Source organism: Mesorhizobium sp. WSM1343, from assembly GCF_055901535.1.
The window spans coordinates 1,364,725-1,388,742 of sequence record NZ_CM148370.1 but is presented as its reverse complement, the minus strand read 5'-3'; the positions used below and the strand labels follow the sequence as shown (position 1 = coordinate 1,388,742).

Genomic DNA, 24,018 nt, shown 5'->3' with positions numbered 1-24,018 from the left:
GGTGCCTACTTGTCCGTGACGATCTTGACCTTGTCGCCGGCCGAAACCGCCGCACCAGGCGACAGTGCGTTGAGGACGCGGAACAGGTCGAGCTTACGGTCGACGCCGACCATCTGCGCCGAAAGCGAACCCATCGTCTGCCCAGGCTGGACAGTGACGACGCGGATGCGCAGCGGCTTCAGCGCCGCCTTTTCGGCGGCACTCAAGATCCGGAACGAGCCGCTGACCGAGCGGGCGATTGTGTCCAGCGACGTGCTGGCCGAAGGGGCCGCGGTCAGCAGCCGGTAGACCTGGCCGCCGGCGCGGATCACCGCAATGTCGAACTGCCAGCCTTCGGCGCCGGCATGCGCGGTCGCTGCCTCGTTGCCGTTGATGGTTTCCTGCCTGACGCTGCTGTCGACGAGACCAGCCACCCAGCCGCTGCGGATATAGTCCGTCAGCGCCCGGTTCTTGTCGATCGACACGCCATCGAAACGGATCGCTATGTCGCCGGGGCCGGTGGCCGTCACCGCTGCCGCCGAATTGTCGATGATGAAGCCGTCCGGTACCGTGAACGAAACGCCAAGGCCCGGATGCAGGAAGGTTTCGCCGCGCACATAGCCTTCTTCCGGCGTGTCGCCATAGAGCAGGCCGTCTATGCCGGCGAGGAAGGAATCGCGGTCGCGCGTGCCGACGCCCGGCGCGCCGAACTGGCGGGCATGGCGCTGCGCCAGATCGATGCGCTGCGGCGTATTGGGGTGCGTGGCCAGGAAGTCGAGGCTGGCGTCGGTGGCGCCGCTGATCGAGCGGAAATCCGTGTAGGCCGACATTGATTGCAGGAAGCGGCCGGCGGCGAAAGGATCGTAGCCGGCCTCGCCGATCGACTTGATGCCGATGGCGTCGGCTTCCAGCTCCTGGTTGCGCGAGAATTGCGCGAGCCTCAGCTTGCCGCGGATCAACGCCGCCTTGGCGGTCGGGCTGTCGCCGAGCACATCGGAAACCACCTTGGTCGCCAGGCCTTCCTCTGCCTCGAGTTGCTGGCGCTGCAAGCCGTGATTGGCGGTGACGTGGCCCATCTCATGCGCGATGACAGCGGCAAGCTCGGCCGAATCATTGGCCAGCGCCAGGAGGCCGCGCGTGATGTAGAGATAGCCGCCCGGCAGCGCGAAGGCATTGACATTGGGCGAATTCAAAATGGTGATGCGATAGGTCTGTGTCGGGTTGGCGGACACCACCGTCAAACTACCGACCACCTTGGCGACCATGCGCTCGAGCTTGGGATCGGAATATTCGCCGCCATAGGTCGCCAGGATGCGCGGATGCTGCGCCCTGGCCAATTCGGCGAGCTTGTTGTTGGCGCCGACATTGTCCACCGTGATCGGCTTGTCGGAAGGCTGGAAGCCGGATTCCTGAACTTCCGGCGGCGTGAACATCTGGCAGCTTGCCAACGCCACGGCAAAGCCGGCCAGCGCGAGAAAGCGCGCCAGCGGTTTCATTCCCAATGTGTTAGCGCCGATCGCCAGAACGGCTTCCTTTCGGGTCCCGGCACATGACATTGAAAATCGGGGACGATCTTCAGAATGCTCACGTGCCACATCTCAAACTGCTGCAGTATCCGCGGCCCGTCCCAGGGGCGGGCGCCGGATACTGCAGGCAAATCACGGCCTGTGCCGGACCGGTAGGGCGGACCTAGCCACACTCCCCCGGTCATGGCAAGCAAACGCCACATCGCCTGGAGCCGGTTTGACCGTAAATTATGTCCGCTTCCGGGCAACATCGCGTGATGTGGAATATCCGGCACCCGCGCCGATATAGCGCCGGAACGCCTCCGGACCAGCCCCGGCAAAGAAATCATCAGCCTTGCCGGTCGCAGCGACCAACCCATTGTCGACAAACACCATATGCTCGCCGATGCGGCGTGCATCCTCCGGCTGGTGCGTGACGAACAGCACTGTCATGGCGCGTTCGGCATGAACGGCGGCAACCAGGTCCAGCATCTCGTCGCGCAAAGCCGGTCCGAGCGAAGCGAAGGGCTCGTCGAGCAGCAACACCGGTCGGTCGCGCACCAGCACGCGGGTCAGTGCGACGCGCTGGCGTTCGCCCCCCGAGAGCTCGCGCGGCAGGCGTTTCTCCTTGCCCGCAAGACCGGTGCGCGCAAGCGCCTCGGCGACCGCGGCGCGGTCCGCCTCGGTCAGCCGCAGGGATGGCGAACGGCCGAGCCCGACATTCTGCTCGACGGAAAGATGCGCGAAGAGATTGTTCTCCTGGAACACCATCGACACTGGCCGCGCCGAGGCCGGCTCGGCGCTGACATCGACACCGCCGATCAGCACGCGGCCCGACCGTGGGGTCTCGAAGCCGGCGACCAGATTGAGCAGCGTCGACTTGCCCGAACCGCTCGGCCCCATGATGGCGGTGATCGTCGCCGCGGCAAACTCGACATCGAAAACAAGCGGCGCCTCGCCATAGCTGCCATAACTGCCGTAGCTGAACGACACTTTGTCCAGCCGCACCGGCGCGCCCTTCGCGAGCCCGTTGGCCGCCTTTTCACGCATCACGGACCTCCTCCCTTCCCAGCCAGTGCGCCGCCACGATCAACGCGAGACAGACGAGGCCGAGCAGCAGTGCGAGGCCGGCGGCATCCTCGGTGCGGTAGCTGCCCATCCGAGCCAGAAGAAGGTAGGGCAATGTCTGCACGGAATCACTGCCGAACAAGGCAATGACACCGAGATCGCCGAGCGACAGCGCCATGGCGAAAGCGAAGGCCGTGGCGAGCGGTCGCCGCAGCGACGGCCAGTCGACCAGCATCAGCCGGTTCCAGCCCGCAATGCCGAACTGTGCACAGAGCCGTTCGTGACGCTCGCTCGCTGCATCATAGGCGGGACGCACGGCGCGGAGCGCAAACGGCATCGCCATCACCGCGTTGACGGTGACGACCATGACCGGAGCGATGGCGAAGACATCGCCGACATGGCGCAACAACAGGAACCAGCCGGCGCCGACGACGATCGGCGGCACGACCAGGACAAAACCGGCGCCTGTATCGGTCGCGTGTTCGAGCAGTGTCTTTGCGCCGGCACGGCGGGTCAGCGCCAGCGCCCGCCGCGCCATGGTCAGCGCCAGCGACAGCATCACCGAAAGCAGCGCCGACAGGAAGGCGAGCGCCGCGCTGGTCAGCGTTGCCTGCCGGACAGTGGCCTCGCCGGCCAAGCGGGCGAGATCGGCACTCAATCCGGCCATCACGGTTGCCGCCATCGGCCCGACAACGAACAGCAGCGCCAGGACGATGAGTAGCGCGTTCAACCAGGTCTCGCTCCGATTGACCGAGAGATAGCGGCGTGGCGCGACCGGCAAATTGGTGTCGCCGGCCACATTGGCGCCTAGCCGCGTCAGTGCCAGCACCACGATAAAGGTCAAGGCGATCTGCAGCAGCGTCAGTGCAACGGCCCGCGCGGGATCGAAATCGAAGCGCAGCGCCTGGTAGATGCCGACCTCAAGCGTCGTCGCGGCCGGCCCGCCGCCGAGCGTCAGCACGATCGTGAAGGATGTGATGCAGAGCATGAACACAAGCCCGGCGACGCCGGGCAGTGCGGCGCGCAGCGTTGGCCATTCGATCAGCCGGAACGCCGGCCGGGCCGCCATGCCGAGTTGGCTCGCCAGCCGCCATTGGTCGGCCGGTATGGTCTGCAGCGCCTCGAGGAACAGCCGCGTCGCCAGCGGCAGGTTGAAGAAGACATGGGCGACGAGAATGCCGGACAGGCCATAGATGCCCGGCCAGCTTCCGCCGCCGATAACGGCAAGCACGCCGGCGAAGTAGCCGGCACGGCCATAAAGCGCCAGGATGCCGAGCGCTGCAACGATGGCCGGCAGCGCCAACGGCACGGCGAAGATCTGCAGGATGAAGGCGCGGCCGAAGAAACGTGGATGCCGCGACAGAGCGCGCGCCACAAACAGCCCCGGGATGACCGAAAGCAGCGTCGACAGGACCGCTTGCCAGAGCGTGAAGCGAATGACGCGAAGCAGATAGGGATCGAAGGCTGCCCAGGCGCCCGAGAAATCATGGGCGCCCTCGAAAAGCAGGCCGGCAAACGCGCCGCCGATCAGCAGCGCGATTGCAGCGAGCGCGACAATGCCGGCACTGACGCGGGAATCCGTGGAATGCGCCGGCGCCATCGCGCTGCCTACTTGCTCATCGCCGCCAGCCATTCATCGACCCAGGCCTTGCGGTTGGCAGAGACCTCTTGCGGGCTGAACAGCAAGGTCTTCGTTGGCTTGACCAGTTTGTCGAAGGCCGAATTGAGCGGCTTGTCGGTCTTGCCTGCCGGGAACATCCAGTTGGTCTCGGGGATGGCATCCTGGAATTTCGGCCCGGTCATGAAGGCCATGAACTTGGCCGCCAGCGGATTCTTGGCTCCTGTCGTGGTGATACCCGCCACCTCGATCTGCAGATACTCGCCCTCCTCGAAGGAGGCCGCCTGGTAGCGCTCCGTGTTCTCGGCGACCATGTGGTAGGCTGGCGACGTCGTGTAGGACAGCACCATCGGCGCCTCGCCCTTGGTGAACAGCCCATAGGCCTCGCTCCAGCCCGGCGTCACGGTCAGCACCTTGGCCTTGAGCTTGGCCCAGGCCTCGGGTGCCTTGTCGCCATAGACCGACTTGACCCAAAGAAGCAGGCCGAGGCCTGGCGTCGAGGTGCGCGGGTCCTGGATGACGATCTTGTCGTTGGCACTGCCTTCGATCAGCTCCTTCAGGCTCTTCGGCGGCGTCTTCATCTTCTGCGTGTCGTAGACGACAGCGAAATAGCCGTAGTCGAAGGGGACAAACGTGTCGTCGCTCCAGCCGCCCGGCACATTGACATCCGTCACCGCGCCATGCGGCGCGAACAAGCCTGACGCCTTGGCATCGGCGGTGAGATTGGTATCCAGGCCAAGCACGATATCGGCCTTGGTCGATGCGCCTTCCAATCTGACGCGGTTGAGCAGCGCGACGCCATCGGCGACCGAGACGAAGTCGACGTCGCAGCCGCATTCGGCCTCGAACTCCTTCTTCACCACGGGACCCGGCCCCCAGTCGGCGGTGAAACTCTCATAGGTGTAGACGGTGAGCTTGTCCTTGGCCAAGGCGGGCCCGGACAAGGCCACGACCGTTGCTGAAACAAGAGCGTATAAAAGCGTGCGCATCGGCGCCTCCTTCGTTCGAATTGAAAGGAATTGAGGCGTCGGACTGTCCGAAACGTCTAATCCCTCCGCCGGTACAAACCGGATCAGGTTCAGCGGGTTGGCGAGACTGCCTCTCAGCCGGTCCGCGAAGATCGCGTCCGGCACCCCGTTAGAGCGTTTCGACACATAGGCCGGGCCGATCCGCCATGCAAGCGGGAGTTTGCCGCCTTCCGTTTCCCGTGCCGGGCTGGTAAGGGCCACACGATATGAGCACATTCACCATCCTGCTTGGCGGCGATCTCATCCGTACGCCACGGCTCGACCGTCAGGTCAAAGGCTCCCGCGTCATCGCCGCCGACGCCGGCATCGGTCATGCGCGGTTGCTGGGTCTCGTGCCGGAGCTGTGGGTGGGTGATTTCGATTCGGTGCCGGCGAACCTGCCGGACGATCTCGCTTCCGTGCCGCGCCGGACCTTCCCGGCGGAAAAGGACCAGACCGATGGCGAACTTGCCGTCGCCGCGGCACTGGAGCGCGGCGCGACCCGCCTGGTGCTGGCCGGCGCCTTTGGCGGCAAGCGCGCCGACCACGCTTTTCTGCATCTGTCGCTCGCCCTGCGGCTGGCGGAGGCGGGAACGGACGTGCTTTTGACCAGCGGCGCTCAGGAAGGCATCCCCCTGCTGCGCGGAACGGCCGGCTTCGACTATGCCGACGGCACGCTGTTTTCGGTGCTCGGCTTTTCCGAGCTCGACGGCCTGACCGTCACCGGCGCCAAATGGCCGCTCGCTCACGTCAAGGTGGCGTTCGGTTCGTCGCTGACCATTTCCAACGAGGTCAAGTCCGACAAGACCGGGGGCCGCCTCGAAATCGCGCTCGGCCATGGCCGCGCGATGCTGCTCGCTCATCCCTATCCCTTACCTGAAAGCTGACATGGCCCCGCCCCTTCTCAACCTCGACGGGATAAAACTGACCTTCGGCGGCACGCCGCTGCTCGATGGCGCCGCCTTGACGGCTTCGGCCGGCGACAAGATCGCGCTGGTCGGCCGCAACGGGTCCGGCAAGTCGACCCTGCTGAAGATCGCCGCCGGCCTGATCGAGCCGCAGGACGGCGAAGTGTTCCGCCAGCCTTCGGCGACCGTCCGCTATTTGCCGCAGATGCCCGACATGGAAGGTTTTGCCACTGTCCGCGCCTATGTCGAGGCCGGGCTTGGCCCCGCCGACGATCCCTACCGCGCCAGCTATCTGATGGAGCATCTCGGCCTGTCGGGTGAGGAACGTCCGAACGACCTGTCGGGCGGCGAGGCGAGGCGCGCCGCCCTTGCCCGCGTCATGGCGCCGGAGCCCGATATCCTGCTGCTTGATGAGCCGACCAACCATCTCGACCTCTCGGTCATCGAATGGCTGGAAGAAGAACTCATCCGCACCTCCTCGGCGCTGATCGTCATCTCGCACGACCGCCGCTTCCTCGAACGCGTGTCGCGCGCCACGGTCTGGCTCGATCGCGGCCAGACCCGCAGGTTGGACAAGGGCTTCGGCCATTTCGAGGAATGGCGCGACCTGGTTCTGGAGGAAGAAGAACGCGAGCAGCACAAGCTCGGTCGCCAGATCGTTCGCGAAGAGCATTGGCTGCGCTACGGCGTGACGGCGCGGCGCAAGCGCAACATGCGCCGGCTCGGCGAGTTGCAGACCATGCGCCAGCGTTTTCGCGGTCATCGCGGGGCCGAAGGGTCGGCGACCATGGTGGCGAGCGACGCCACCGAGTCCGGCAAGCTGGTGATCGAGGCGAAAAACATCGAAAAGAGCTTTGGCGATCTCACCGTGGTCAAGGCGTTTTCGACCCGCATCCAGCGTGGCGATCGCGTTGGCCTGGTCGGGCCGAACGGCGCCGGCAAGACCACGCTCTTGAAGATGCTGACCGGCGAGATGAAGCCGGACGCCGGTTCGGTGCGGCTCGGCACCAATCTGGAGATCGCCACGCTCGACCAGAAGCGCGAGGCGGTCGACCCGCAGGAGACGCTGGCACAATATCTCACCGATGGGCGCGGCGAGAACCTCGTCATCAATGGCGAGCAGCGCCACGTGGTCTCCTACATGAAGGATTTCCTGTTCAAGCCGGAGCAGGCGCGCACGCCGGTGCGCGAGTTGTCCGGCGGCGAGCGGGCGCGGCTCCTGCTGGCGCGCGTGTTGGCCCGTCCCGCAAACCTTCTGGTGCTCGATGAGCCGACCAACGATCTCGACATGGAGACGCTGGAATTGCTGCAGGAACTGGTCGCCGGTTTCGCCGGCACCGTCATCCTGGTCAGCCACGACCGCGATTTCCTCGACCGCACCGTGACCAGCCTGATCGCGCCGGATGGTGAAGGCCGCTGGATCGAATATGCCGGCGGCTACTCCGACATGCTGGCGCAGCGCGGCGGCACGAAGCTGGACGACCGCAAGGCGCGGGCGAGAGCCGAAAATGGCGAGGCGCCCGCGTCAGGCAAGAGCGAAGCCGCCGCGCCAAAAGGGCCGGCGAAGAAACTGTCGTTCAAGCAGAAATTCGCACTGGAATCCCTGCCGAAGAAAATCGAAGCTGTGATGGCCTCGATCTCGCGGCTGGAGAACAACATCGCCGATCCGGCCTATTACGAGCGCGATCCGGCCTCGTTCCAGAAAACCATCGCCGCCCTCGACAAGGAGCGCGCGACGCTGGCCGCGCTCGAGGAAGAATGGCTGGAACTGGAGATGTTGCGCGAGGAGATGGAAGGGTAGGCTCGCACACCTCCAATTAGCGTCGCTTGATTATTGCTCCGACGCCGAAATGCGCATATATTATACGCATGTTGCGGAGGCTATTATGCGCAAAATTGCCTTGAGTGCGACCCGTCAGCCAGCAAATCTGTCGATCGATTCGAACCTCATGAGGGAAGCCAAGGGACTTGACGTGAATGTCTCGCGCGCTGCGGAGGCCGGCATCGCGGAGGCGGTAGCTGCCGAAAAAACGCGGCTGTGGAAGCTTGAGAACCGCGCCACGATGGACGCGTGGAACGACTATATCGAGAAACACGGCATCCCGCTGGAAGAGTACCGGCAGTTCTGATGCCCCGCTATGATGTCTTCGCCGGTCGCATCGAAGGCAGCTATGTGCTCGACGTTCAGTCAGAGCTGCTCGACAATTTCAAGACGCGGGTGGTCGTGCCGCTTCTGCCGGTCGCAATGGTGCCACCGCCGATGCGAAAGCTTCATCCGATTTTTGAGATCAACGGTCGAAAGCTCGTTATGGCAACACACCTGGTTGCCACCGTTTCGGCCAGCGAATTGGGCGAAAGTCGGCTGAACCTGATCAAGCACCACGACGACATCGTCGCTGCGCTCGACATGCTGTTCCAGGGCTTCTGAACGGCGGCTACAGCGTCTCAGCCTGCCGTCTTGGCCTGCCAGGCCTTGATTGCCTCGTCGAACACCTTCTCTCCGGGAATGCCCTTTTCCATGGTCAGCAACGCCCGCCGTCCGGTCTTGTAGACCACCGGCACGTCGATCCAGTCCTGGCCGCGCAACAAGGTCATGTTGGCGTCTTCGTCGGCCTTGGTGTCGTTGAGCGCGACGAGGAAGAAGCCGTCGGCAATCTTGGCCGGAATGCCGATCAGCGGGCTGCCGGCATCCTGCTCCGAAGCCTTCATGGCAACGCGCAGGATGTTGTCGACACCGCCGCCCTCGAAGCCGTCGGGCGTCAGGAAGATCATCTCGATGATATGGCTGGCCGGCAGCGTCTGGTCGGTGTTGCGGCGGATGGTCATGCGCAACTGGATGTCCTTGCCGGGAATGGTCGCCTCGGCGCGGATCGCCGGCTCCGGCGGCAGGTCGCCACCGGGCGATTCCTGCACCAGCGACCAGACGATGTTGCCGGGCTCGGCGGAGCCCTGGGCGGTGCTGGTGCGCTCCTCATAGAAGATCGCCTTCTGGCCGACAGGCAGGGCGGCTTCCGCAGGCGCAGCCGCCGGCGCGGGCGGCGCGGCACCTGCCGGTGCTGGCGGCGTGCCGGCAGCACCGGCCGGCGCTGCAGGCGCTGCTCCGTTGGCAGGCGGCGTTGCGGGGGCGGCATCTGTCGCCGGAGGCGTAGTCGCGGCAGGCGTACCGGCGGCCGGTGCGGAAATCGCCGGTGCGTTCGTGGCCGAGGGCGGGGTGGTCAGCGCCGCGACCGATTCGCCTTCGCCGATGCCGCTTTGGCCACCGGCCGGACCCGGGTCGACTTCACCACCCTGCGGTGTCAGCCGCTGGGTGAATTTCGTGCTTTCGGCTTCCGTGCCGCCAGCCGCGGGCGCCGGCGGCGCTGCCGCGGCATCGGTTGCCGGCTTGGCCGGCGCCGGCTTCACGGGTTCGGTTTTCGCTACCTGATTGCCGCCAAGCCCCAGCATCTTGCCGAAGGCGTCCTTGTTCAGCCAGATGCCATAGCCGCCGCCGGCAACGACCAGCAGTGCGACGACGGCCGCGATCAGCCCGCCATAGCTGCGCTTGCGCTCGGCGGGACGCAGGCGCTGGAAGGTGTCCTGTACCGGCTCTTCATTGTCTTCGTTGCTGGAAAAGACATCGGCCTCGTCGTCCGCCTCCTCGGCGTTCATGCCTGGAAGAGGCGTGTCGGCGCGAGCCGGCTGGGCAGGCGCCGGCGTCGATCTTTGCCAGCTTGGCTCGACCTTGGCGGCAGGCGGCGGCGCGGGTTGATAGGGCTCGGGCTTGGCGACGGGCGGTGCCGGCCAGGCCGATTCCGCCTTCGCCGGCTGCCTCGTATGGCTTGGCTGGTTCTTGTTGCGATCGATCGACGAAAAGATGTGTTCCAGCTCCGCGAGCGGGTCGGTCTCCGGCACGCTCTTGGCATAATCGCGCTCGACGCTTGTAATGGCGTCTTCCAGCGAACGCATCTGCGTGGCTATGGCTTCGGGAGCCCACGGCGGCGAACGTTCACCAAGCTTCTTCGCCAGCATGGTGCGAACGCTGGCATAGATGCGCGTACGCTTTTCCGGCGTCTCGTCGCCATGCTTGTCGAGCGCGTTTTTCAGAATAGCAACGAAATCTGCCATGCTTCAGTCGACCTGTATTTTGCTTCCGCGTCGGCCCCCGCAAATCAGCCGCGATGCCCGGAAAGGCTCAGAAACTAGTCTTGAAACGGATCGGTCACAAGTATCGTGTCGTCGCGTTCCGGGCTGGTGGAAAGGAGCGCGACCGGTGCGCCGATGAGCTCCTCGATGTAGCGGACATACTTGACCGCCTGGGCCGGCAGATCATTCCAGCTGCGCGCGCCGGCAGTGGTGCCTTTCCAGCCCTCGAGCGTCTCGTAGACCGGTTCGACACGTGCCTGCGCGCCCTGGCTGGCCGGCAGATAATCGATCATCTCGCCGTCGAGACGGTAACCGGTGCAGACCTTGATCTCGTCCAGCCCGTCAAGCACGTCGAGCTTGGTCAGCGCGATGCCCTTGATGCCGTTGACCGCGACGGCCTGGCGCACCAGCACCGCGTCGAACCAGCCGCAGCGGCGCTTGCGACCGGTGACGACGCCGAATTCATGGCCGCGCGTGCCGAGGAATTCGCCGACCTCGTTCTTCTGCTCGGTCGGGAACGGACCCTCGCCGACGCGTGTCGTATAGGCCTTGGTGATGCCGAGCACATAGCCGATGGCGCCCGGGCCAACGCCGGAGCCGGCGGCAGCCTGTCCGGCAACCGTGTTCGACGAGGTCACGAACGGATAGGTGCCGTGGTCGATATCGAGCAGTGTGCCCTGCGCGCCCTCGAACAGGATGCGCTCGCCAGCCCGGCGCTTGTCGTCGAGGATCTTCCAGACCCGGTCCATATAGGGCAGGATGTCGTCGGCGACCGAGGTTAGTTCCTGCATGATCGCGTCATGCGTGACTTCCGCATGACCAAGCCCGCGACGCAGCGCATTGTGGTGCGTCAGCAGCCTGTTGACTTTCAAGGGCAGTGTTTCCAAATCCGCCAAATCCATCACCCTGACCGCGCGCCGGCCCACCTTGTCCTCATAGGCGGGGCCGATGCCGCGACGGGTCGTGCCAATCTTCGTCCCGGAATTGGATGCGGCGTCCTCACGAAATCCGTCCAGCTCTCGATGCAGGGACAGGATAAGCGCTGTGTTTTCGGCTATTTTCAGGCGATCCGGCGCTACTTCGACACCTTGCGCCTTGAGTTTTGCCACCTCGGCGACGAAAGCGTGCGGGTCGAACACGACGCCATTGCCGATGATGGACAGCTTGCCCTGGCGCACGACGCCCGACGGAAGCAACGACAGCTTGTAGACCTTGCCGTCGACGACCAGCGTATGGCCGGCATTGTGGCCGCCCTGGAAACGCACCACGACATCGGCGCGCTCCGACAGCCAGTCGACGATCTTGCCCTTGCCTTCGTCACCCCACTGCGAGCCGACGACCACCACATTGGCCATGTTTCTTTTCCCTTGAGACGCCGCCAAGCGGCTTGAATATGGTTCGAAACGACAGGCCTCTATAACGTCAAGACCTCGCGAGCGCGACCTTTCTTTGCCGTCGAAAATGCCCTGAGGCACAACAATTTTCGGCTTTGACATCATTTACTTGGGCGAGCGAGGGCAATAGGCCGGCAAACACCGCAGCTCCGGCGACTGGAATCCCGCGATGCATCGAAGCGCCTACATATTCCTGCTGCTCACCACCTTGCTTTGGGGTGGAAATTCGGTGGCCGGCAAGCTGGCGGTCGATCACGTCTCGCCGATGACGCTGGTCTTCCTGCGCTGGGTGCTGGCCGTGGCGATCATGCTGCCCATCGGCTGGAAGACCATCCAGAAGGACTGGCCGATGGTCCGCAAGCACTGGTTCGTGCTGGTCGCCCTCGGCGCCAGCGGCTTCACCCTGTTCAACACCATCTTCTACACGGCGCTCAACTACACGACAGCGATCAATGTCTCGATCGAACAGGCGGCTATGCCGATCCTGATCATGACTGCCAATTTCGTCTTCTTCCGCCTGCGCGTGAACTGGGCGCAGATTGTCGGCGTCGTGCTGACCATCGCCGGCGTGATCCTCACCGCCTGCCATGGCGACCCGCGCCGGCTGTTGACGCTGGAACTCAATTTCGGTGACGCCATCATGCTGGTCGCCGTCTTTCTCTACAGCGGCTATTCGGTCGGGTTGCGGCTGAAGCCGGTGATGCACTGGCAGAGCCTGATGCTGGCCCTGTCGGTTTCGGCACTCGTCACCTCGTTGCCGTTCTTCCTGTGGGAGGTCCTCGCCGGCAAGGTCGTCATGCCCGACGCGCGCGGCTGGACCGTCATCGTCTATACGGCGATCGGCGCCTCGGTCGTTTCGCAAATCTTCTACATCAGGGGCAACGAGCTGATCGGCGCCAACCGCGCCGGCCTGTTCATCAATCTGGTGCCGATCTTCGGCACGCTGCTGTCGGTGCTGATCGTCGGCGAGACGTTCCAGCTCTATCAGGCGCTGGCCTTGGTGCTCGTGCTGGGCGGCATCGGGCTTGCCGAATACAGCGGGCGCAAGATGGCGGTGGCGGACCACCGCGGATGACATTTGGCGGCTGAGGCCCTCCGCCGTCGCGGTAATCACGCGAACGGCCTGGACTTCGCCAATGGCGCGGAAACAGCGGCATGAATCCTGCCGCGTCCCCTACTTGGAACATTTCACCTCCAGCGGAGTTTGAACGCCAGGGAGGCGACATGATGAGCCACAACCCTCGCAGCACGGCAAGCATTGCTGGTCACCCTATCCACCCGATGCTGATTCCGTTTCCGATTGCCTTTTTTGTCGGCACCTTCGTTTGCGACCTTATCTTCTGGCGAACAGCCGATCCCGGATGGGTCACCGGGTCGCTTTGGCTTCTCGGCGCAGGCCTGATCATGGCTGCCCTGGCCGCGCTTGCTGGCTTGACGGATGTTCTCGGCGATGTTCAGGTCCGCAATCTCACGACGGCATGGCTCCATGCCGGCGGCAATGTACTCGTCGTGTTGATCGAGCTTTACAACTGGTACTCGCGGTATGCCGGCGGAGTGGCGGCCGTGATGCCAACCGGCATCGTCCTATCGCTGATCGTGGTTCTCATCCTGCTGTTTACGGGCTGGAAGGGCTGGGAACTGGTCTACCGACATCGCGTGGGTGTCTCCGATGGCTCGGATGAGTTGACATGAACCGGCCGCCGCGGCGGCCGGCGTCAACGAGGTGGGTCGGCGACCGCCTGTCCTCAATCACATCGCGTTGACGTCGAACTGCAGCCGCTTGGCCGAGTCGATCGACTTGTGCGCCTTGACCTTTTCCAGCACGGCTTCCGGGAACGGCGCGTCGAGATAGAGCAGCGCTATGGCATCGCCGCCCGGCCGGTTGCGGCCGAGCTGGAAGTTGGCGATGTTGACGCCATTCTCGCCGCAGACGGTGCCGAGCAGGCCGATGATGCCCGGCGCGTCCGCATTGGTGGTGTAGAGCATGTGCTGGCCGACCTCGGCATCGAGGTTGATGCCCTTGATCTGGATGAAGCGTGGCTTGCCATCCGAGAAGCATGTGCCGGCGATCGAGCGCGTCATGTGCTCGGTCTTCACCGTCAGCTTGATATAGCCGTCGAACACGCCCGACTTGTCGCGCTTGACCTCGGCCACGATGATGCCACGCTCCTTCACCATGATCGGCGCCGACACCATGTTGACGTCCGAGACCTGAGGCCGGATCAGCCCGGCGAGTGCTGCACTGATCAGCGCGCGCGTGTTCATCGTCGCGGTCGAGCCGTCGAACAGGATCTCCACCTCCTTGATCGGATCCTCGGTGACCTGGCCGACAAAGGCGCCGAGCACCTCGGCGAGCTTGACGAACGGCTTCAGCCGCGGCGCCTCCTCGGCGGTGATCGACGGCATGTTGATGGCGTTGGAGACGGCGCCCTTGATCAGATAGTCGGCCATCTGCTCGGCAACCTGCAGCGCGACATTCTCCTGGGCCTCCGTCGTCGAGGCGCCGAGATGCGGCGTCGCCACCACATTCTCCATGCCGAACAGTTCGTTGTTCTCGGCCGGTTCGACCTCGAAGACGTCGACGCCAGCGCCGGCCACCTTGCCGCTCTTCAGCGCTGCGACCAGATCGGCCTCGACGATCAGACCGCCGCGTGCGCAATTGATGATGCGCACGCCCTTCTTCATCTTGGCGATCGCCGCGGCATCGATGATGTTGCGCGTCTTGTCGGTCAGCGGCGTGTGCAGGGTGATGAAATCGGCGCGGGCGAATAGCTCGTCGAGCTCGACCTTGTCGACGCCAAGCTCCTCGGCACGGCTGTCCGACAGGAACGGATCGAAGGCGATGACGTGCATCTTGAGGCCAACGCCGCGCGTCGCGACGATCGAACCGATGTTGCCGCAACCGATGACGCCCAGCGTCTTGCCGGTTATCTCGACGCCCATGAAGCGGTTCTTTTCCCATTTGCCGGCATGGGTCGAGGCGTTGGCTTCAGGGATCTGGCGCGCCAGCGCAAAGATCATCGCCACCGCATGTTCGGCTGTGGTGATCGAGTTGCCGAAGGGCGTGTTCATCACGATGATGCCCTTGCGGCTTGCCGCCGGGATATCGACATTGTCGACGCCGATGCCGGCGCGGCCGATGACTTTGAGATTGGTAGCGGCGTTGATCAGCTTTTCGGTGACCTTGGTCGCCGAGCGGATGGCGAGGCCATCATACTGGCCGATCACTTCGGCGAGCTTATCCTTGTCCTTGCCGAGATCGGGCAGATAGTCGACCTCGACGCCACGATCCTTGAAGATTTGCACGGCGGTGGGGGAGAGTTTGTCTGAGACGAGAACGCGGGGCGCCATGGCGGCCTCCTTGAAATGGATTTGATCCTGATGGGAGTGGGCGGCCCGAAGGCCGCCGCGAACGATCTCAGGCCGCCGCTTTGAGCGACGCCTTCTGTGCGGCGAATGCCCAGTCGAGCCAGGGCAGCAGCGCTTCGAGATCCGACGCCTCGACCGTCGCGCCGCACCAGATGCGCAGGCCGGGCGGTGCGTCGCGATAGGCACCGATATCATAGGCGACGCCTTCCTTGTCGAGCACCGACACCAGCCCCTTGGCGAAGGCCGCCTGCCCGTCGGCGTCGAGCGCGGACACGTCCGGATCGGTGAAGGACAGGCAGACGGACGTGTTCGACCGTGTCGCCGGCTGGACGGCGAGATGACCGAGCCAGGAGGACTTGCCTACAAAGCGATCGAGGACGGCCGCATTGGCATCCGCCCTGGCGATCAGCGCGTCGAGGCCACCGGTCGACTTCGCCCAGTTGAGCGCATCGAGGTAATCCTCGACGCACAGCATCGAGGGCGTGTTGATGGTCTCGCCCTTGAAGATACCTTCGATCAGCTTGCCGCCTGAGGTCAGGCGGAAAATTTTCGGCAGCGGCCATGAGGGCTTGTAGGTTTCCAGCCGCTCGACAGCGCGAGGCGACAGGATCAGCATGCCGTGAGCGCCCTCGCCGCCCAGCACCTTCTGCCAGGAGAAAGTGACGACATCGAGTTTTTCGAAGTCGAGCCTCTGCGCGAATGCGGCGGAAGTCGCATCGCAGACGGTCAGGCCCTTGCGGTCCGCGGGAATGAAATCGCCGTTCGGCACGCGAACGCCCGACGTGGTGCCGTTCCAGGTGAACACCACATCGCGGCCGAAATCGATCTTGGTGAGATCAGGCAGCTCGCCGTAGCCGGCTTCGATCTTGCGCACGTCGGCGAGCTTCAATTGCTTGACCACGTCGGTGACCCAGCCGGAGCCAAAGCTCTCCCAGGCAACCATGTCGACGCCGCGCTCGCCGAGCAGCGACCACAGCGCCATCTCGACCGCACCGGTGTCCGACGCCGGCACGATGCCGATGCGGTAACCCGCCGGGACCTGGAGAATCTCGCGCGTCAGCTCGATCGCCTGTTCGAGCTTGGTCTTGCCGATCTTGGCGCGGTGGGAACGGCCGAGCGCAGCATTTCTTAGCGCCTCGACCGACCAGCCGGGGCGCTTTGCGCAGGGACCTGAGGAGAAATTGGGGTTTGCCGGACGGAGTCCGGGCTTCGTATGCGTCGTCATCGTGGTCTATCCTTCCAGATAGTGGCCCCTCGTTGGGGAGGGGTGGCCCACGGACGGCGATATTCGTTCGGGCTTCAGGCGTCAAGAGGAAAGTTTTTGTCGTTGCCGGGATACCGGCGATCCCCGATCAGGATGTCGTGACTTCAAACGCAAACGACGGACCCCATGATCCGCCGTGCTGGTCCTCGTACTCGCCGCGCCTACCAGAGATCGTAGCGCAGCCCGACCTTGACCTGATGATAATCGAGGCCCTTTTTGAACTCAGGGTTGCCGACAGCGTCTGCTGTCACGTATTTCGCGGAAGGCAGAGCCGTGTATTGATAGCCGACATCGACTGCAACATTCTTGCTGACCTGATAAGCAAAGCCGGCGCCGAGCGTATAGGCGAAGCTGAACTGCTTCTCCGACTGCGTCGTCCCATCATAGCCGTTTGGATCGTCGCATTCAAAGATGGTCGTGGTTGTACCTGATGTTGTCGATGAATTCTGACAGTTGCGAGCGCCTTGAGCGTACTTGTAGGTGCTGTACGCTATGCCGACACCGCCTCCGACATAGGGCGTGAAGCCGACATAAGTGCCCAGGTCGACAAAGGCGCTGGCCATCACATCGTAGGCCTTGTTGTTGCCGTCGTTGGAGCCTTCGCATCCACGGGTGCTTGGGCCGGCGAACGCGCTTGTGCTGCCACCGCTGGTGACAGTCACCGTCTGCGTTCCATCGCAAGTACTGTCGAATTTGCTGGCGAATTTGCTTGTCGGCAGCAGACCGAAATTCAATTCACCACGGAAGTAATCGTTGAAATGGTAGCCCATACCTATCGAACCAGACAGCGGGCTGGTATCCGTAACCAGACCGGCCGGAGTTTCCGAAAATTCATAGGGCTTGTTGAAGGCATAGCCGAGATCACCGCGCAGATACCAGCCGGAGCCGACCTCGACCGGGACGTAGTCGGGCGCCTGGTCGACATAGATCGGCGGATCGTAGTCGGCCGCGTGCACCGGCGTCAGCGGCAGGAGGGCTAGTGCACCGAGCGCCAGCGCCATACGCGATGTAAGTTTCATGGTCCCCGACTCCCGAATTTGGCGCAGCCCGCAATCGCAGCGGCAGCCATCGTTTCAAGGAGCATTGTTAACCATAGTGGTTAAGTGGCGGTTAAGGCTAACAGAGCGTTAGCGAATTCATTTCCCCTGTCGATTCCAGGCGGCCAACGAAAAACCGCCCGGCTGAGGCCGGGCGGTTTGTGAAGAATTCAAGTAATGTAGATGCTGTTACTTGGTGTAGATCGGCTCGGGTTCGGGCTGGTAGGCAACGACCGGCGCGGCGCAACCGTTGTTGCCACCGAACTGGTAACGCAGGCCACCGCGCACTTCGTGTGTGTTGATGCCACGATCGAAGCCGGGACCGGAGCTGGTGATGTTCCAGTCGAACATGCGGCCGCCCTGGATATGGGAGAAGCGGTAGCCGGCATCGAGAATGATCTTGTCGGTCAAGCAGTACGAAGCGCCGGCCATCAGACCGTAGGCGAAACGCCAGCTTGATCTGCCGGGATTGAACTCGGTGGTGTTCGGGTCGTAGACATCATCCCACTTGACGCGGGCGCCGCCGATGCCGGCGCCAACGTAAGGCGTGATGCCATGGTAGGTGCCGAGATCGACATAGGCGTTGGCAAGCAGTAGCAGGGCGCTCATCTTCGATACTTCGGTCGAAGTACCGTTGATATCCGAGGTGCCGCCGTTGAAGTTCGACTTGAACCAATAGTCGGCGGTCAAATCGGTCCGGAAGTGATCGTTGATCTTGTAGCCGACGCCGGCGCCGAGCGAGAAACCGCCCTTGAGCTTGCCGAAATCGAAGCTTCTGGTGCCGGGCGTAACCGTACAGTTACAGGGATCGACGGTGTAGGTCATATAGTCGATGCCGCGCACGGTCGACTTGTGATAGTCGATGTCGCCACGGATATACCAGCCGCCGACTTCTACCGGCTGCTCGTAGACGGCCTGAGGCGGAGCCTCTTCGACGATCGGTTCCGGCAGGTCGGCCGCGAACAACGGCCCCGCCAGGCCTGCGAACAGTAAGGCGAGCAGGGCCTTTCTTGCTGTCTTGAACATGCTTGTCACCCCTGAGAAGCTCGGAACGGCAAACCCGCCCGAAATGCGATTGGCTTTCAGTCGTGGATAATGAATTGCAAAGGTTAAAAGGCGTTTAACCCTGTTGCTTAACCACGAATCTCGAAACTTCTGGGAACCGGCGCGAGATTTCCGAACAGCGAACAGACTGGGAGCCGACAAGAAAAAGCCCGCCGAAAGGCGGGCCTTGGACAGGTTCAGGCGACGACGTCCTGCCGGGCGCTGTGGGGCTCAGGCGGCGCTGCGCGTTTCCGAGATGATGTCCACGATGCCATTCACCACGGACTCGACCAGTTGCGGGTCGTCGCCCTCGGCCATCACGCGGATCAGCGGCTCTGTCCCGGATGGCCGGATAACCAGCCGTCCGGTCTTGCCGAGCCGGTTACGCGCGTCTTCGATGGCGGCCTTGACCGGCGCCTCCTCGAGCGGCTTGCCGCCGGAAATGTGAACGTTCTTCAGGAGTTGCGGCACGGGTTCGAATTTCTTCGACAGTTCGCTGACCGGCCGGCCCTGCCGCTTGATGCAGGCCAGCACCTGCAGCGCCGAAACCAGGCCGTCGCCGGTGGTCGAAAAGTCGGACAGCACGATATGGCCCGACTGTTCGCCGCCGACATTCAGCCCGTGCGCGCGCATATGCTCGACGACATAACGGTCGCCGACCTTGGTCCGGTGCAATTGCAGCTTCATGTCGCCGAGGAAGCGTTCGAGGCCCAGATTGGACATGACGGTTGAGACGACACCGCCGCCGGCAAGCCGCCCGCTCTGGTGCCAGGATTCGGCGATCAGCGCCATGATCTGGTCACCATCGACGATCGCGCCGTTTTCATCGACGATGACGACGCGATCGGCGTCGCCGTCGAGCGCGATGCCGATATCGGCGCGCACTTCGTGCACCTTCTTTTGCAGGCCGGCCGGGTGGGTCGAGCCGCATTCCTTGTTGATGTTGAAGCCGTTGGGCTCGACATTGATGGCGACGACCTCGGCGCCCAGTTCCCACAGCGCCTCGGGCGCCACCTTGTAGGCCGCGCCATTGGCGCAATCGACGACGATCCTCAAGCCCGCGAGCGACATCGAGCGCGGCAAGGTGCGCTTGGCGAATTCGATGTAGCGGTCATGCACGCCGTCGACGCGCTTGGCGCGGCCAAGCCCGTCGGAATCGGCGAGCGCCAGTTCGATATCCCTGTCGAGCATGCTCTCGATGCGCTCCTCGATCTCGTCGGAGAGCTTGTAGCCGTCGGGTCCGAACAGCTTGATGCCGTTGTCGTAATAGGGGTTGTGCGAGGCCGAGATCATGACGCCGATATCGGCGCGCAGCGAACGCACCAGCATGGCGACAGCCGGCGTCGGGATCGGGCCGAGCAGGAACACGTCCATGCCGGCGGCACAAAGACCGGCGACCATGGCATTCTCGATCATATAACCGGAAAGCCTGGTGTCCTTGCCGAGCACGACACGATGTCGATGGCTGCCGCGCTGGAAAGAAAGGCCGGCGGCCATGCCGACCCGCATCGCGATTTCAGCGGTCATCGGAAACTTGTTGGCGCGTCCGCGAATGCCGTCCGTGCCGAAATAATTCCCTGCCATGCCAGTCAGCTTCCTCGACGTTTCTTCCCCGGCACGTCATGCCACAAGTGGCCAGGGCGCTATGATCACATTGTGTGATTATACGTTACCAATCCTTAGAAAACCATTGTTGTGCACTGCACACAACGTGGCCGCAACCTGACATGCCCAGACTGCCATGCTGCAATATACAAGTCATTCGAGCCTTTCAGCGCGGATGCACCAGGAAAATCTTGCTCTGAACCAGGCAACGGACAACGATTTCATCACCTTATCGGGAGAAGCCGATTTTCGGCGATATATACGCGACTTAGCATCTGGCGCAACCGACCGTTGAGCGTTATTGATTTGCAGGGACGTATCATGGGCTGCTGCAACGGAGAAACGCTATGCTCATCCACCGACTTGCCACTTTGACCGGCCTCGCCGTCGCGACCTTGTTCCTGGCCGCGCCAGCCAACGCACTGACGATGGCCGAGTGCAGCACGAAGTATAACGCCGCCAAGGATGCGGGGACACTGGCCGGAGCGACCTGGAACCAGTTCCGCAAGGCTCAGTGCGGCACCGACGCCACAGCGACGACCGACGCCAAGCCGGCCGATGCCAAGAAAGCGACCAACACCACGAAGGCTGCCGCGCCGGACGACAGCACGGCCAAGGGCCTGACGGCGAAGGAATGCAGCACCAAGTATCAGGCGGCGAAGGCTGCCGGCACGCTGAACGGCATGAAGTGGAACGACTTCCGCAAATCCGAATGCGCCGCCGGTGCATCCGCCGCTGCCGCCGCCAAGCCGGCGACCACCAAGGCCGCCGCGGCTCCCGCCGCTCCCGCAGACAATGGCGGCAAGGGTCTGAGCATGGCCGAATGCAGCACCAAGTATCAGGCCGCCAAGACGGCCAACACGCTGAACGGCATGAAGTGGAACGACTTCCGCAAGACCGAGTGCGGCGCAGCCGCCTCGGATGACGACACCGTGCCGGCCGCCGACGAGGCGAGCTACACCAAGGAGCCGGCGAAGCCGACGACGGCTGCGCCCAAGGGCGTCAAGTTCCCGTCCGCGATCTCGGCGAAATATGCCAGCGAGACCCCCGGAAAGGGCCGCATGCACACCTGCCTCGACCAGTACTATGTCCTCAAGGACGCCAACGCGCTCGGCGGCCTGAAGTGGATCCAGAAGGGCGGCGGCTTCTACAGCCTGTGCAATGCCAAGCTGAAGGGCTGATCGCTTAGCCATAGTCTCCAAACAAAGGCCCGCGCATCGCAAGATGCGCGGGCCTTTGTTGTTGCGCGAAGACGCACACTGCCTTGCTCGAATCTGCATGTCGCCGGGCTGCCGGCATCATCAATTCGCCTACACTGCCCACCGCCAAGCTCATCGGTAGTCCGTAAAGATTTTGGTTGAACATATAGAGAACAAACCATATACAAAAAGACGTCAAACTTATTATCAACCAGGAGGGTCTTATGCACGGTTTGAAATTGGCGGTATTGGCTGCGACCGCATTTGTCGCTTGGAGCGTCGCCCCCGCAAGCGCACTGACGATGAAGGAATGCGGCGAGACCTATCGAACAGCCAAGGAAGGCGGCACTCTGAACGGCATGGACTGGACGGCTTTTCGCAAGGAGAAGTGCGCGACATCAGCAGCGGACAGTGTCAGCGAGGATACGGTCAAAACCGAGCCGCAGACGAAAAAGGAAACCAGCGCGGCGGTCGCCCCCACTGCAGCGCCCGCGGGCGTGACATTTCCGACCACGCTGGCCGCCGAGTTCAAGACCGAAAAGCCCGCGAAGGCGCGCATGAAGACCTGTCTCCAGGGCTACCATGGCAACAAGGACGCGGGCACGTTGAACGGCCTTCGCTGGATCCAGAAGGGCGGCGGTTATTACAGCCTGTGCAATGCCAAGCTGAAGAGCTGAGCGACAAGACATCTGAAGAAGAGAAGGCCTGCGAACCGCAGGGTTCGCGGGCCTTTTTGTTGCCTTCGAGGGCACGCCAGCGGCGACGTTGCCAATCTCCCCCTTGTGGGGGAGATTGGCTATCACCTAGGCTTTCGCCAATCGTCACCGTCGCAGATGCGAGGTCGCGGACAACTCCTCCCCAACGCCAAAAACAAAAAACGCCGCGGAGCAAGCCGCGGCGTTCGATGAAATCGGTGGCCGAACTCAGCTCGACGGCTGTGGTTCCATACCGCCTTCGGGCTCAGGACCCTTCTTGCGGCGGCCGCCGGACTTCGGCACGGCCGAGCCACGACTTGGCGGCGTATCGTCGCCGAGGTCGCGTGCGGGCTTGTGGCCGGCGATCAACTGCTTGATCTCCTCGCCGGACAGCGTCTCGTATTCCAGCAGGCCCTGCGCCAGCGCGATCCATTCCTTCTTCTTCTTGGTCAGGATGGACTTCGCCGACGAATAGGCCTCATCGATCAGGCGGCGCACTTCGGCGTCGATGATCTGCGCCGTTTCTTCCGAGACGTTCTGCGTGCGTGCCACCGAATGGCCAAGGAACACTTCTTCCTGGTTGTCGCCATAGGCGACATGGCCGAGCTTGTCGGAAAAGCCCCAGCGCGTGACCATGGCACGCGCCAGCTTGGTCGCCTGCTCGATATCCGAAGAAGCTCCGGAGGTGATGTTCTCCTTGCCGAACTTGAACTCCTCGGCGACACGGCCGCCCATCATGATGGCGAGCCGCGAGATCATGTATTTGTAGCTCATCGAATAGCGGTCGCCTTCGGGCAACTGCATGACCATGCCGAGCGCGCGGCCGCGCGGGATGATGGTGGCCTTGTGCAGCGGATCGGCCGACGGCACGTTAAGCGCGAGAATGGCGTGGCCGGCCTCATGGTAGGCGGTCAGCTCCTTCTCGGCCTGCGTCATGGCCGACGAGCGGCGCTCGGCGCCCATCATGATCTTGTCCTTGGCGTCCTCGAATTCAGCCATGGTGACGAGGCGCTTGTTGCGTCGTGCCGCCATCAGCGCGGATTCGTTGACGAGGTTCATCAGGTCGGCGCCGGAGAAGCCAGGCGTGCCGCGCGCGATCACCTTGAGGTCGACATTGGGCGCCAGCGGCACGTTGCGCACATGCACCTTGAGGATCTTCTCGCGGCCGACGATGTCAGGGTTCGGCACCACGACCTGGCGGTCGAAGCGGCCTGGCCGGAGCAGCGCCGGATCGAGCACGTCAGGCCGGTTGGTGGCTGCGATCAGGATGATGCTTTCGTTGGATTCGAAACCGTCCATCTCGACCAGCAGCTGGTTCAGCGTCTGCTCGCGTTCGTCATTGCCGCCGCCGAGGCCGGCGCCGCGATGACGGCCGACTGCGTCGATTTCGTCGATGAAGATGATGCAGGGCGCGTTCTTCTTGGCCTGGTCGAACATGTCGCGGACGCGGCTTGCACCGACGCCGACGAACATCTCGACGAAGTCAGAACCGGAAATGGTGAAGAACGGCACATTGGCTTCGCCGGCAACCGAGCGCGCGAGCAGCGTCTTGCCGGTTCCCGGAGGGCCGACGAGCAGCACGCCGCGCGGAATCTTGCCGCCGAGCCGCTGGAACTTCTGCGGATCGCGCAGGAACTCGACGATCTCTTCCAGATCTTCCTTGGCTTCGTCGACGCCGGCAACGTCCTGGAAAGTGACGCGGCCATGCGCTTCGGTGAGCAGCTTGGCCTTCGATTTGCCGAAGCCCATCGCGCGGCCGGAGCCGGACTGCATCTGGCGCATGAAGAATATCCAGACGCCGAGGATGAGGATCATCGGCAGCCAGGAGATCAAATAGCCGAACAGCGAATTGGAACCGTCCGTTTCAGGCCGTGCATTGATGGTGACGTTCTTGTCCTGCAGCCGCGAGACCAGCGAAGGATCGCCGGGCGAATAGGTCTGGAAACCGCTGGAATTGTCGGTGTAGGTGCCGCTGATACGAGCGCCAGCAATGGTCACCGTCTTGACCCGCCCCGCCGCGACATCCTGCAGGAACTGCGAATAAGGCACATCGCTGGAAGCCCCTCGCGTCTGCGGCGTCTGGAACAGATTGAACAGGGCTATGAGCAGGACCGCTATGATCGCCCAGAGCGCGAGGTTGCGATAGTTCGGATTCATCAATTGTCCCGTTGGCGTCCGCGAGGCGGACACGCGTCATGAGAGGA

The 24,018-nt window shown here is 63.3% G+C and carries 20 protein-coding genes and 1 riboswitch; of the genes, 8 read left to right on the top strand and 12 right to left on the bottom strand.

Going from position 1 to position 24,018, the window contains the following annotated elements; all coding sequences use genetic code 11:
• Positions 1-5 precede the first annotated feature (5 nt).
• The 4 genes from AC0NIL_RS06675 to thiB form a co-directional block, all read right to left on the bottom strand.
• Entirely contained in the window at positions 6-1,475 is a 1,470-nt protein-coding gene (locus tag AC0NIL_RS06675; RefSeq protein ID WP_024502938.1) for a M48 family metalloprotease, read from the bottom strand.
• A gap of 258 nt (positions 1,476-1,733) precedes the next feature.
• Positions 1,734-2,534: a thiamine ABC transporter ATP-binding protein gene (gene thiQ / locus AC0NIL_RS06670; RefSeq protein WP_473572963.1), complete on the bottom strand. Its 801-nt coding sequence runs from the start codon at positions 2,532-2,534 to the stop codon at positions 1,734-1,736.
• Positions 2,527-4,152, bottom strand: coding sequence for a thiamine/thiamine pyrophosphate ABC transporter permease (gene thiP / locus AC0NIL_RS06665; protein WP_473573016.1), 1,626 nt, complete (start codon positions 4,150-4,152; stop codon positions 2,527-2,529). The genes thiQ and thiP overlap by 8 nt, the downstream gene beginning before the upstream one ends.
• Positions 4,153-4,160: 8 nt before the next feature.
• On the bottom strand, positions 4,161-5,159 hold the full coding sequence (thiB, locus tag AC0NIL_RS06660; RefSeq protein ID WP_337123488.1) for a thiamine ABC transporter substrate binding subunit: 999 nt from the start codon (positions 5,157-5,159) through the stop codon (positions 4,161-4,163).
• Positions 5,160-5,202: 43 nt separating this feature from the next.
• Positions 5,203-5,317, bottom strand: a riboswitch (TPP riboswitch).
• A gap of 87 nt (positions 5,318-5,404) precedes the next feature.
• On the opposite strand from thiB, the gene AC0NIL_RS06655 reads away from it, so the two are divergent.
• The 4 genes from AC0NIL_RS06655 (at position 5,405) to AC0NIL_RS06640 (ending at position 8,513) form a co-directional block, all read left to right on the top strand.
• Positions 5,405-6,064, top strand: a complete 660-nt coding sequence (locus tag AC0NIL_RS06655; protein ID WP_027162509.1) for a thiamine diphosphokinase — start codon at positions 5,405-5,407, stop codon at positions 6,062-6,064.
• Between the two features lies 1 nt (position 6,065).
• Complete coding sequence (locus AC0NIL_RS06650) at positions 6,066-7,886, top strand: ABC-F family ATP-binding cassette domain-containing protein (RefSeq protein ID WP_127371643.1); 1,821 nt, start codon at positions 6,066-6,068, stop codon at positions 7,884-7,886.
• Between the two features lie 85 nt (positions 7,887-7,971).
• Positions 7,972-8,214 (top strand): type II toxin-antitoxin system CcdA family antitoxin, encoded by a 243-nt coding sequence (locus AC0NIL_RS06645; RefSeq protein WP_063170355.1) that lies wholly within the window; start codon positions 7,972-7,974, stop codon positions 8,212-8,214.
• Positions 8,214-8,513: a CcdB family protein gene (locus tag AC0NIL_RS06640; protein WP_063169193.1), complete on the top strand. Its 300-nt coding sequence runs from the start codon at positions 8,214-8,216 to the stop codon at positions 8,511-8,513. Before AC0NIL_RS06645 ends, AC0NIL_RS06640 begins: the two co-directional genes overlap by 1 nt.
• Positions 8,514-8,530: 17 nt before the next feature.
• On the opposite strand, the gene AC0NIL_RS06635 is transcribed toward AC0NIL_RS06640, so the two are convergent.
• Positions 8,531-10,189: a hypothetical protein gene (locus AC0NIL_RS06635; protein WP_013529163.1), complete on the bottom strand. Its 1,659-nt coding sequence runs from the start codon at positions 10,187-10,189 to the stop codon at positions 8,531-8,533.
• A 74-nt stretch (positions 10,190-10,263) separates the two neighbouring features.
• On the bottom strand, positions 10,264-11,562 hold the full coding sequence (locus tag AC0NIL_RS06630) for an adenylosuccinate synthase (protein WP_473572960.1): 1,299 nt from the start codon (positions 11,560-11,562) through the stop codon (positions 10,264-10,266).
• 208 nt (positions 11,563-11,770) lie between these two features.
• Here AC0NIL_RS06630 and AC0NIL_RS06625 point away from each other — a divergent pair, with 208 nt between their 5' ends.
• A complete protein-coding gene (locus tag AC0NIL_RS06625) occupies positions 11,771-12,676 on the top strand; it encodes a DMT family transporter (RefSeq protein WP_473572959.1) in 906 nt (301 codons plus the stop codon).
• Positions 12,677-12,828: 152 nt separating this feature from the next.
• On the top strand, positions 12,829-13,293 hold the full coding sequence (locus AC0NIL_RS06620; protein WP_473542360.1) for a DUF2231 domain-containing protein: 465 nt from the start codon (positions 12,829-12,831) through the stop codon (positions 13,291-13,293).
• A gap of 57 nt (positions 13,294-13,350) precedes the next feature.
• Here the strand turns inward: AC0NIL_RS06620 and serA are convergent, their stop codons facing one another.
• The 5 genes from serA to glmM all read right to left on the bottom strand — a co-directional run bounded on the left by serA (position 13,351) and on the right by glmM (position 19,899).
• A complete protein-coding gene (gene serA, locus AC0NIL_RS06615; protein ID WP_024502929.1) occupies positions 13,351-14,952 on the bottom strand; it encodes a phosphoglycerate dehydrogenase in 1,602 nt (533 codons plus the stop codon).
• Positions 14,953-15,019: 67 nt separating this feature from the next.
• The gene (locus AC0NIL_RS06610; RefSeq protein ID WP_473572958.1) at positions 15,020-16,195 is read right to left on the bottom strand and encodes a phosphoserine transaminase; all 1,176 of its coding nucleotides are present in this window, start codon (positions 16,193-16,195) and stop codon (positions 15,020-15,022) included.
• 200 nt (positions 16,196-16,395) lie between these two features.
• Positions 16,396-17,253 carry an outer membrane protein gene (locus AC0NIL_RS06605; RefSeq protein WP_013529157.1) on the bottom strand — a complete coding sequence of 286 codons (858 nt, stop codon included), beginning with the start codon at positions 17,251-17,253 and terminating at the stop codon, positions 16,396-16,398.
• Positions 17,254-17,460: 207 nt separating this feature from the next.
• The gene (locus tag AC0NIL_RS06600) at positions 17,461-18,297 is read right to left on the bottom strand and encodes an outer membrane protein (RefSeq protein ID WP_013529156.1); all 837 of its coding nucleotides are present in this window, start codon (positions 18,295-18,297) and stop codon (positions 17,461-17,463) included.
• 249 nt (positions 18,298-18,546) lie between these two features.
• Positions 18,547-19,899 carry a phosphoglucosamine mutase gene (gene glmM, locus AC0NIL_RS06595; RefSeq protein ID WP_473542320.1) on the bottom strand — a complete coding sequence of 451 codons (1,353 nt, stop codon included), beginning with the start codon at positions 19,897-19,899 and terminating at the stop codon, positions 18,547-18,549.
• A 368-nt stretch (positions 19,900-20,267) separates the two neighbouring features.
• Here glmM and AC0NIL_RS06590 point away from each other — a divergent pair, with 368 nt between their 5' ends.
• Together AC0NIL_RS06590 and AC0NIL_RS06585 are read left to right on the top strand one after the other, a co-directional pair.
• Complete coding sequence (locus tag AC0NIL_RS06590) at positions 20,268-21,101, top strand: hypothetical protein (RefSeq protein WP_473542318.1); 834 nt, start codon at positions 20,268-20,270, stop codon at positions 21,099-21,101.
• 242 nt (positions 21,102-21,343) lie between these two features.
• Positions 21,344-21,796: a hypothetical protein gene (locus tag AC0NIL_RS06585; RefSeq protein ID WP_127369729.1), complete on the top strand. Its 453-nt coding sequence runs from the start codon at positions 21,344-21,346 to the stop codon at positions 21,794-21,796.
• A 246-nt stretch (positions 21,797-22,042) separates the two neighbouring features.
• On the opposite strand, the gene ftsH is transcribed toward AC0NIL_RS06585, so the two are convergent.
• A complete protein-coding gene (ftsH, locus tag AC0NIL_RS06580; protein ID WP_013529152.1) occupies positions 22,043-23,971 on the bottom strand; it encodes an ATP-dependent zinc metalloprotease FtsH in 1,929 nt (642 codons plus the stop codon).
• Between the last annotated feature and the right edge of the window lie 47 nt (positions 23,972-24,018).

Excerpts from the sequence above, each read along its gene's own strand:
- serA (WP_024502929.1), bottom strand. The coding sequence starts at position 14,952 with ATGGCGCCCCGCGTTCTCGTCTCAGACAAACTCTCCCCCACCGCCGTG.
- AC0NIL_RS06675 (WP_024502938.1), bottom strand. The coding sequence starts at position 1,475 with ATGAAACCGCTGGCGCGCTTTCTCGCGCTGGCCGGCTTTGCCGTGGCG.
- AC0NIL_RS06590 (WP_473542318.1), top strand. The coding sequence starts at position 20,268 with ATGCTCATCCACCGACTTGCCACTTTGACCGGCCTCGCCGTCGCGACC.
- ftsH (WP_013529152.1), bottom strand. The coding sequence starts at position 23,971 with ATGAATCCGAACTATCGCAACCTCGCGCTCTGGGCGATCATAGCGGTC.
- AC0NIL_RS06635 (WP_013529163.1), bottom strand. The coding sequence starts at position 10,189 with ATGGCAGATTTCGTTGCTATTCTGAAAAACGCGCTCGACAAGCATGGC.
- AC0NIL_RS06650 (WP_127371643.1), top strand. The coding sequence starts at position 6,066 with ATGGCCCCGCCCCTTCTCAACCTCGACGGGATAAAACTGACCTTCGGC.
- AC0NIL_RS06625 (WP_473572959.1), top strand. The coding sequence starts at position 11,771 with ATGCATCGAAGCGCCTACATATTCCTGCTGCTCACCACCTTGCTTTGG.
- thiQ (WP_473572963.1), bottom strand. The coding sequence starts at position 2,534 with ATGCGTGAAAAGGCGGCCAACGGGCTCGCGAAGGGCGCGCCGGTGCGG.
- thiB (WP_337123488.1), bottom strand. The coding sequence starts at position 5,159 with ATGCGCACGCTTTTATACGCTCTTGTTTCAGCAACGGTCGTGGCCTTG.
- thiP (WP_473573016.1), bottom strand. The coding sequence starts at position 4,152 with ATGGCGCCGGCGCATTCCACGGATTCCCGCGTCAGTGCCGGCATTGTC.
- AC0NIL_RS06645 (WP_063170355.1), top strand. The coding sequence starts at position 7,972 with ATGCGCAAAATTGCCTTGAGTGCGACCCGTCAGCCAGCAAATCTGTCG.
- AC0NIL_RS06600 (WP_013529156.1), bottom strand. The coding sequence starts at position 18,297 with ATGTTCAAGACAGCAAGAAAGGCCCTGCTCGCCTTACTGTTCGCAGGC.
- AC0NIL_RS06620 (WP_473542360.1), top strand. The coding sequence starts at position 12,829 with ATGAGCCACAACCCTCGCAGCACGGCAAGCATTGCTGGTCACCCTATC.
- AC0NIL_RS06610 (WP_473572958.1), bottom strand. The coding sequence starts at position 16,195 with ATGACGACGCATACGAAGCCCGGACTCCGTCCGGCAAACCCCAATTTC.
- AC0NIL_RS06630 (WP_473572960.1), bottom strand. The coding sequence starts at position 11,562 with ATGGCCAATGTGGTGGTCGTCGGCTCGCAGTGGGGTGACGAAGGCAAG.
- AC0NIL_RS06640 (WP_063169193.1), top strand. The coding sequence starts at position 8,214 with ATGCCCCGCTATGATGTCTTCGCCGGTCGCATCGAAGGCAGCTATGTG.
- AC0NIL_RS06655 (WP_027162509.1), top strand. The coding sequence starts at position 5,405 with ATGAGCACATTCACCATCCTGCTTGGCGGCGATCTCATCCGTACGCCA.
- glmM (WP_473542320.1), bottom strand. The coding sequence starts at position 19,899 with ATGGCAGGGAATTATTTCGGCACGGACGGCATTCGCGGACGCGCCAAC.
- AC0NIL_RS06585 (WP_127369729.1), top strand. The coding sequence starts at position 21,344 with ATGCACGGTTTGAAATTGGCGGTATTGGCTGCGACCGCATTTGTCGCT.
- AC0NIL_RS06605 (WP_013529157.1), bottom strand. The coding sequence starts at position 17,253 with ATGAAACTTACATCGCGTATGGCGCTGGCGCTCGGTGCACTAGCCCTC.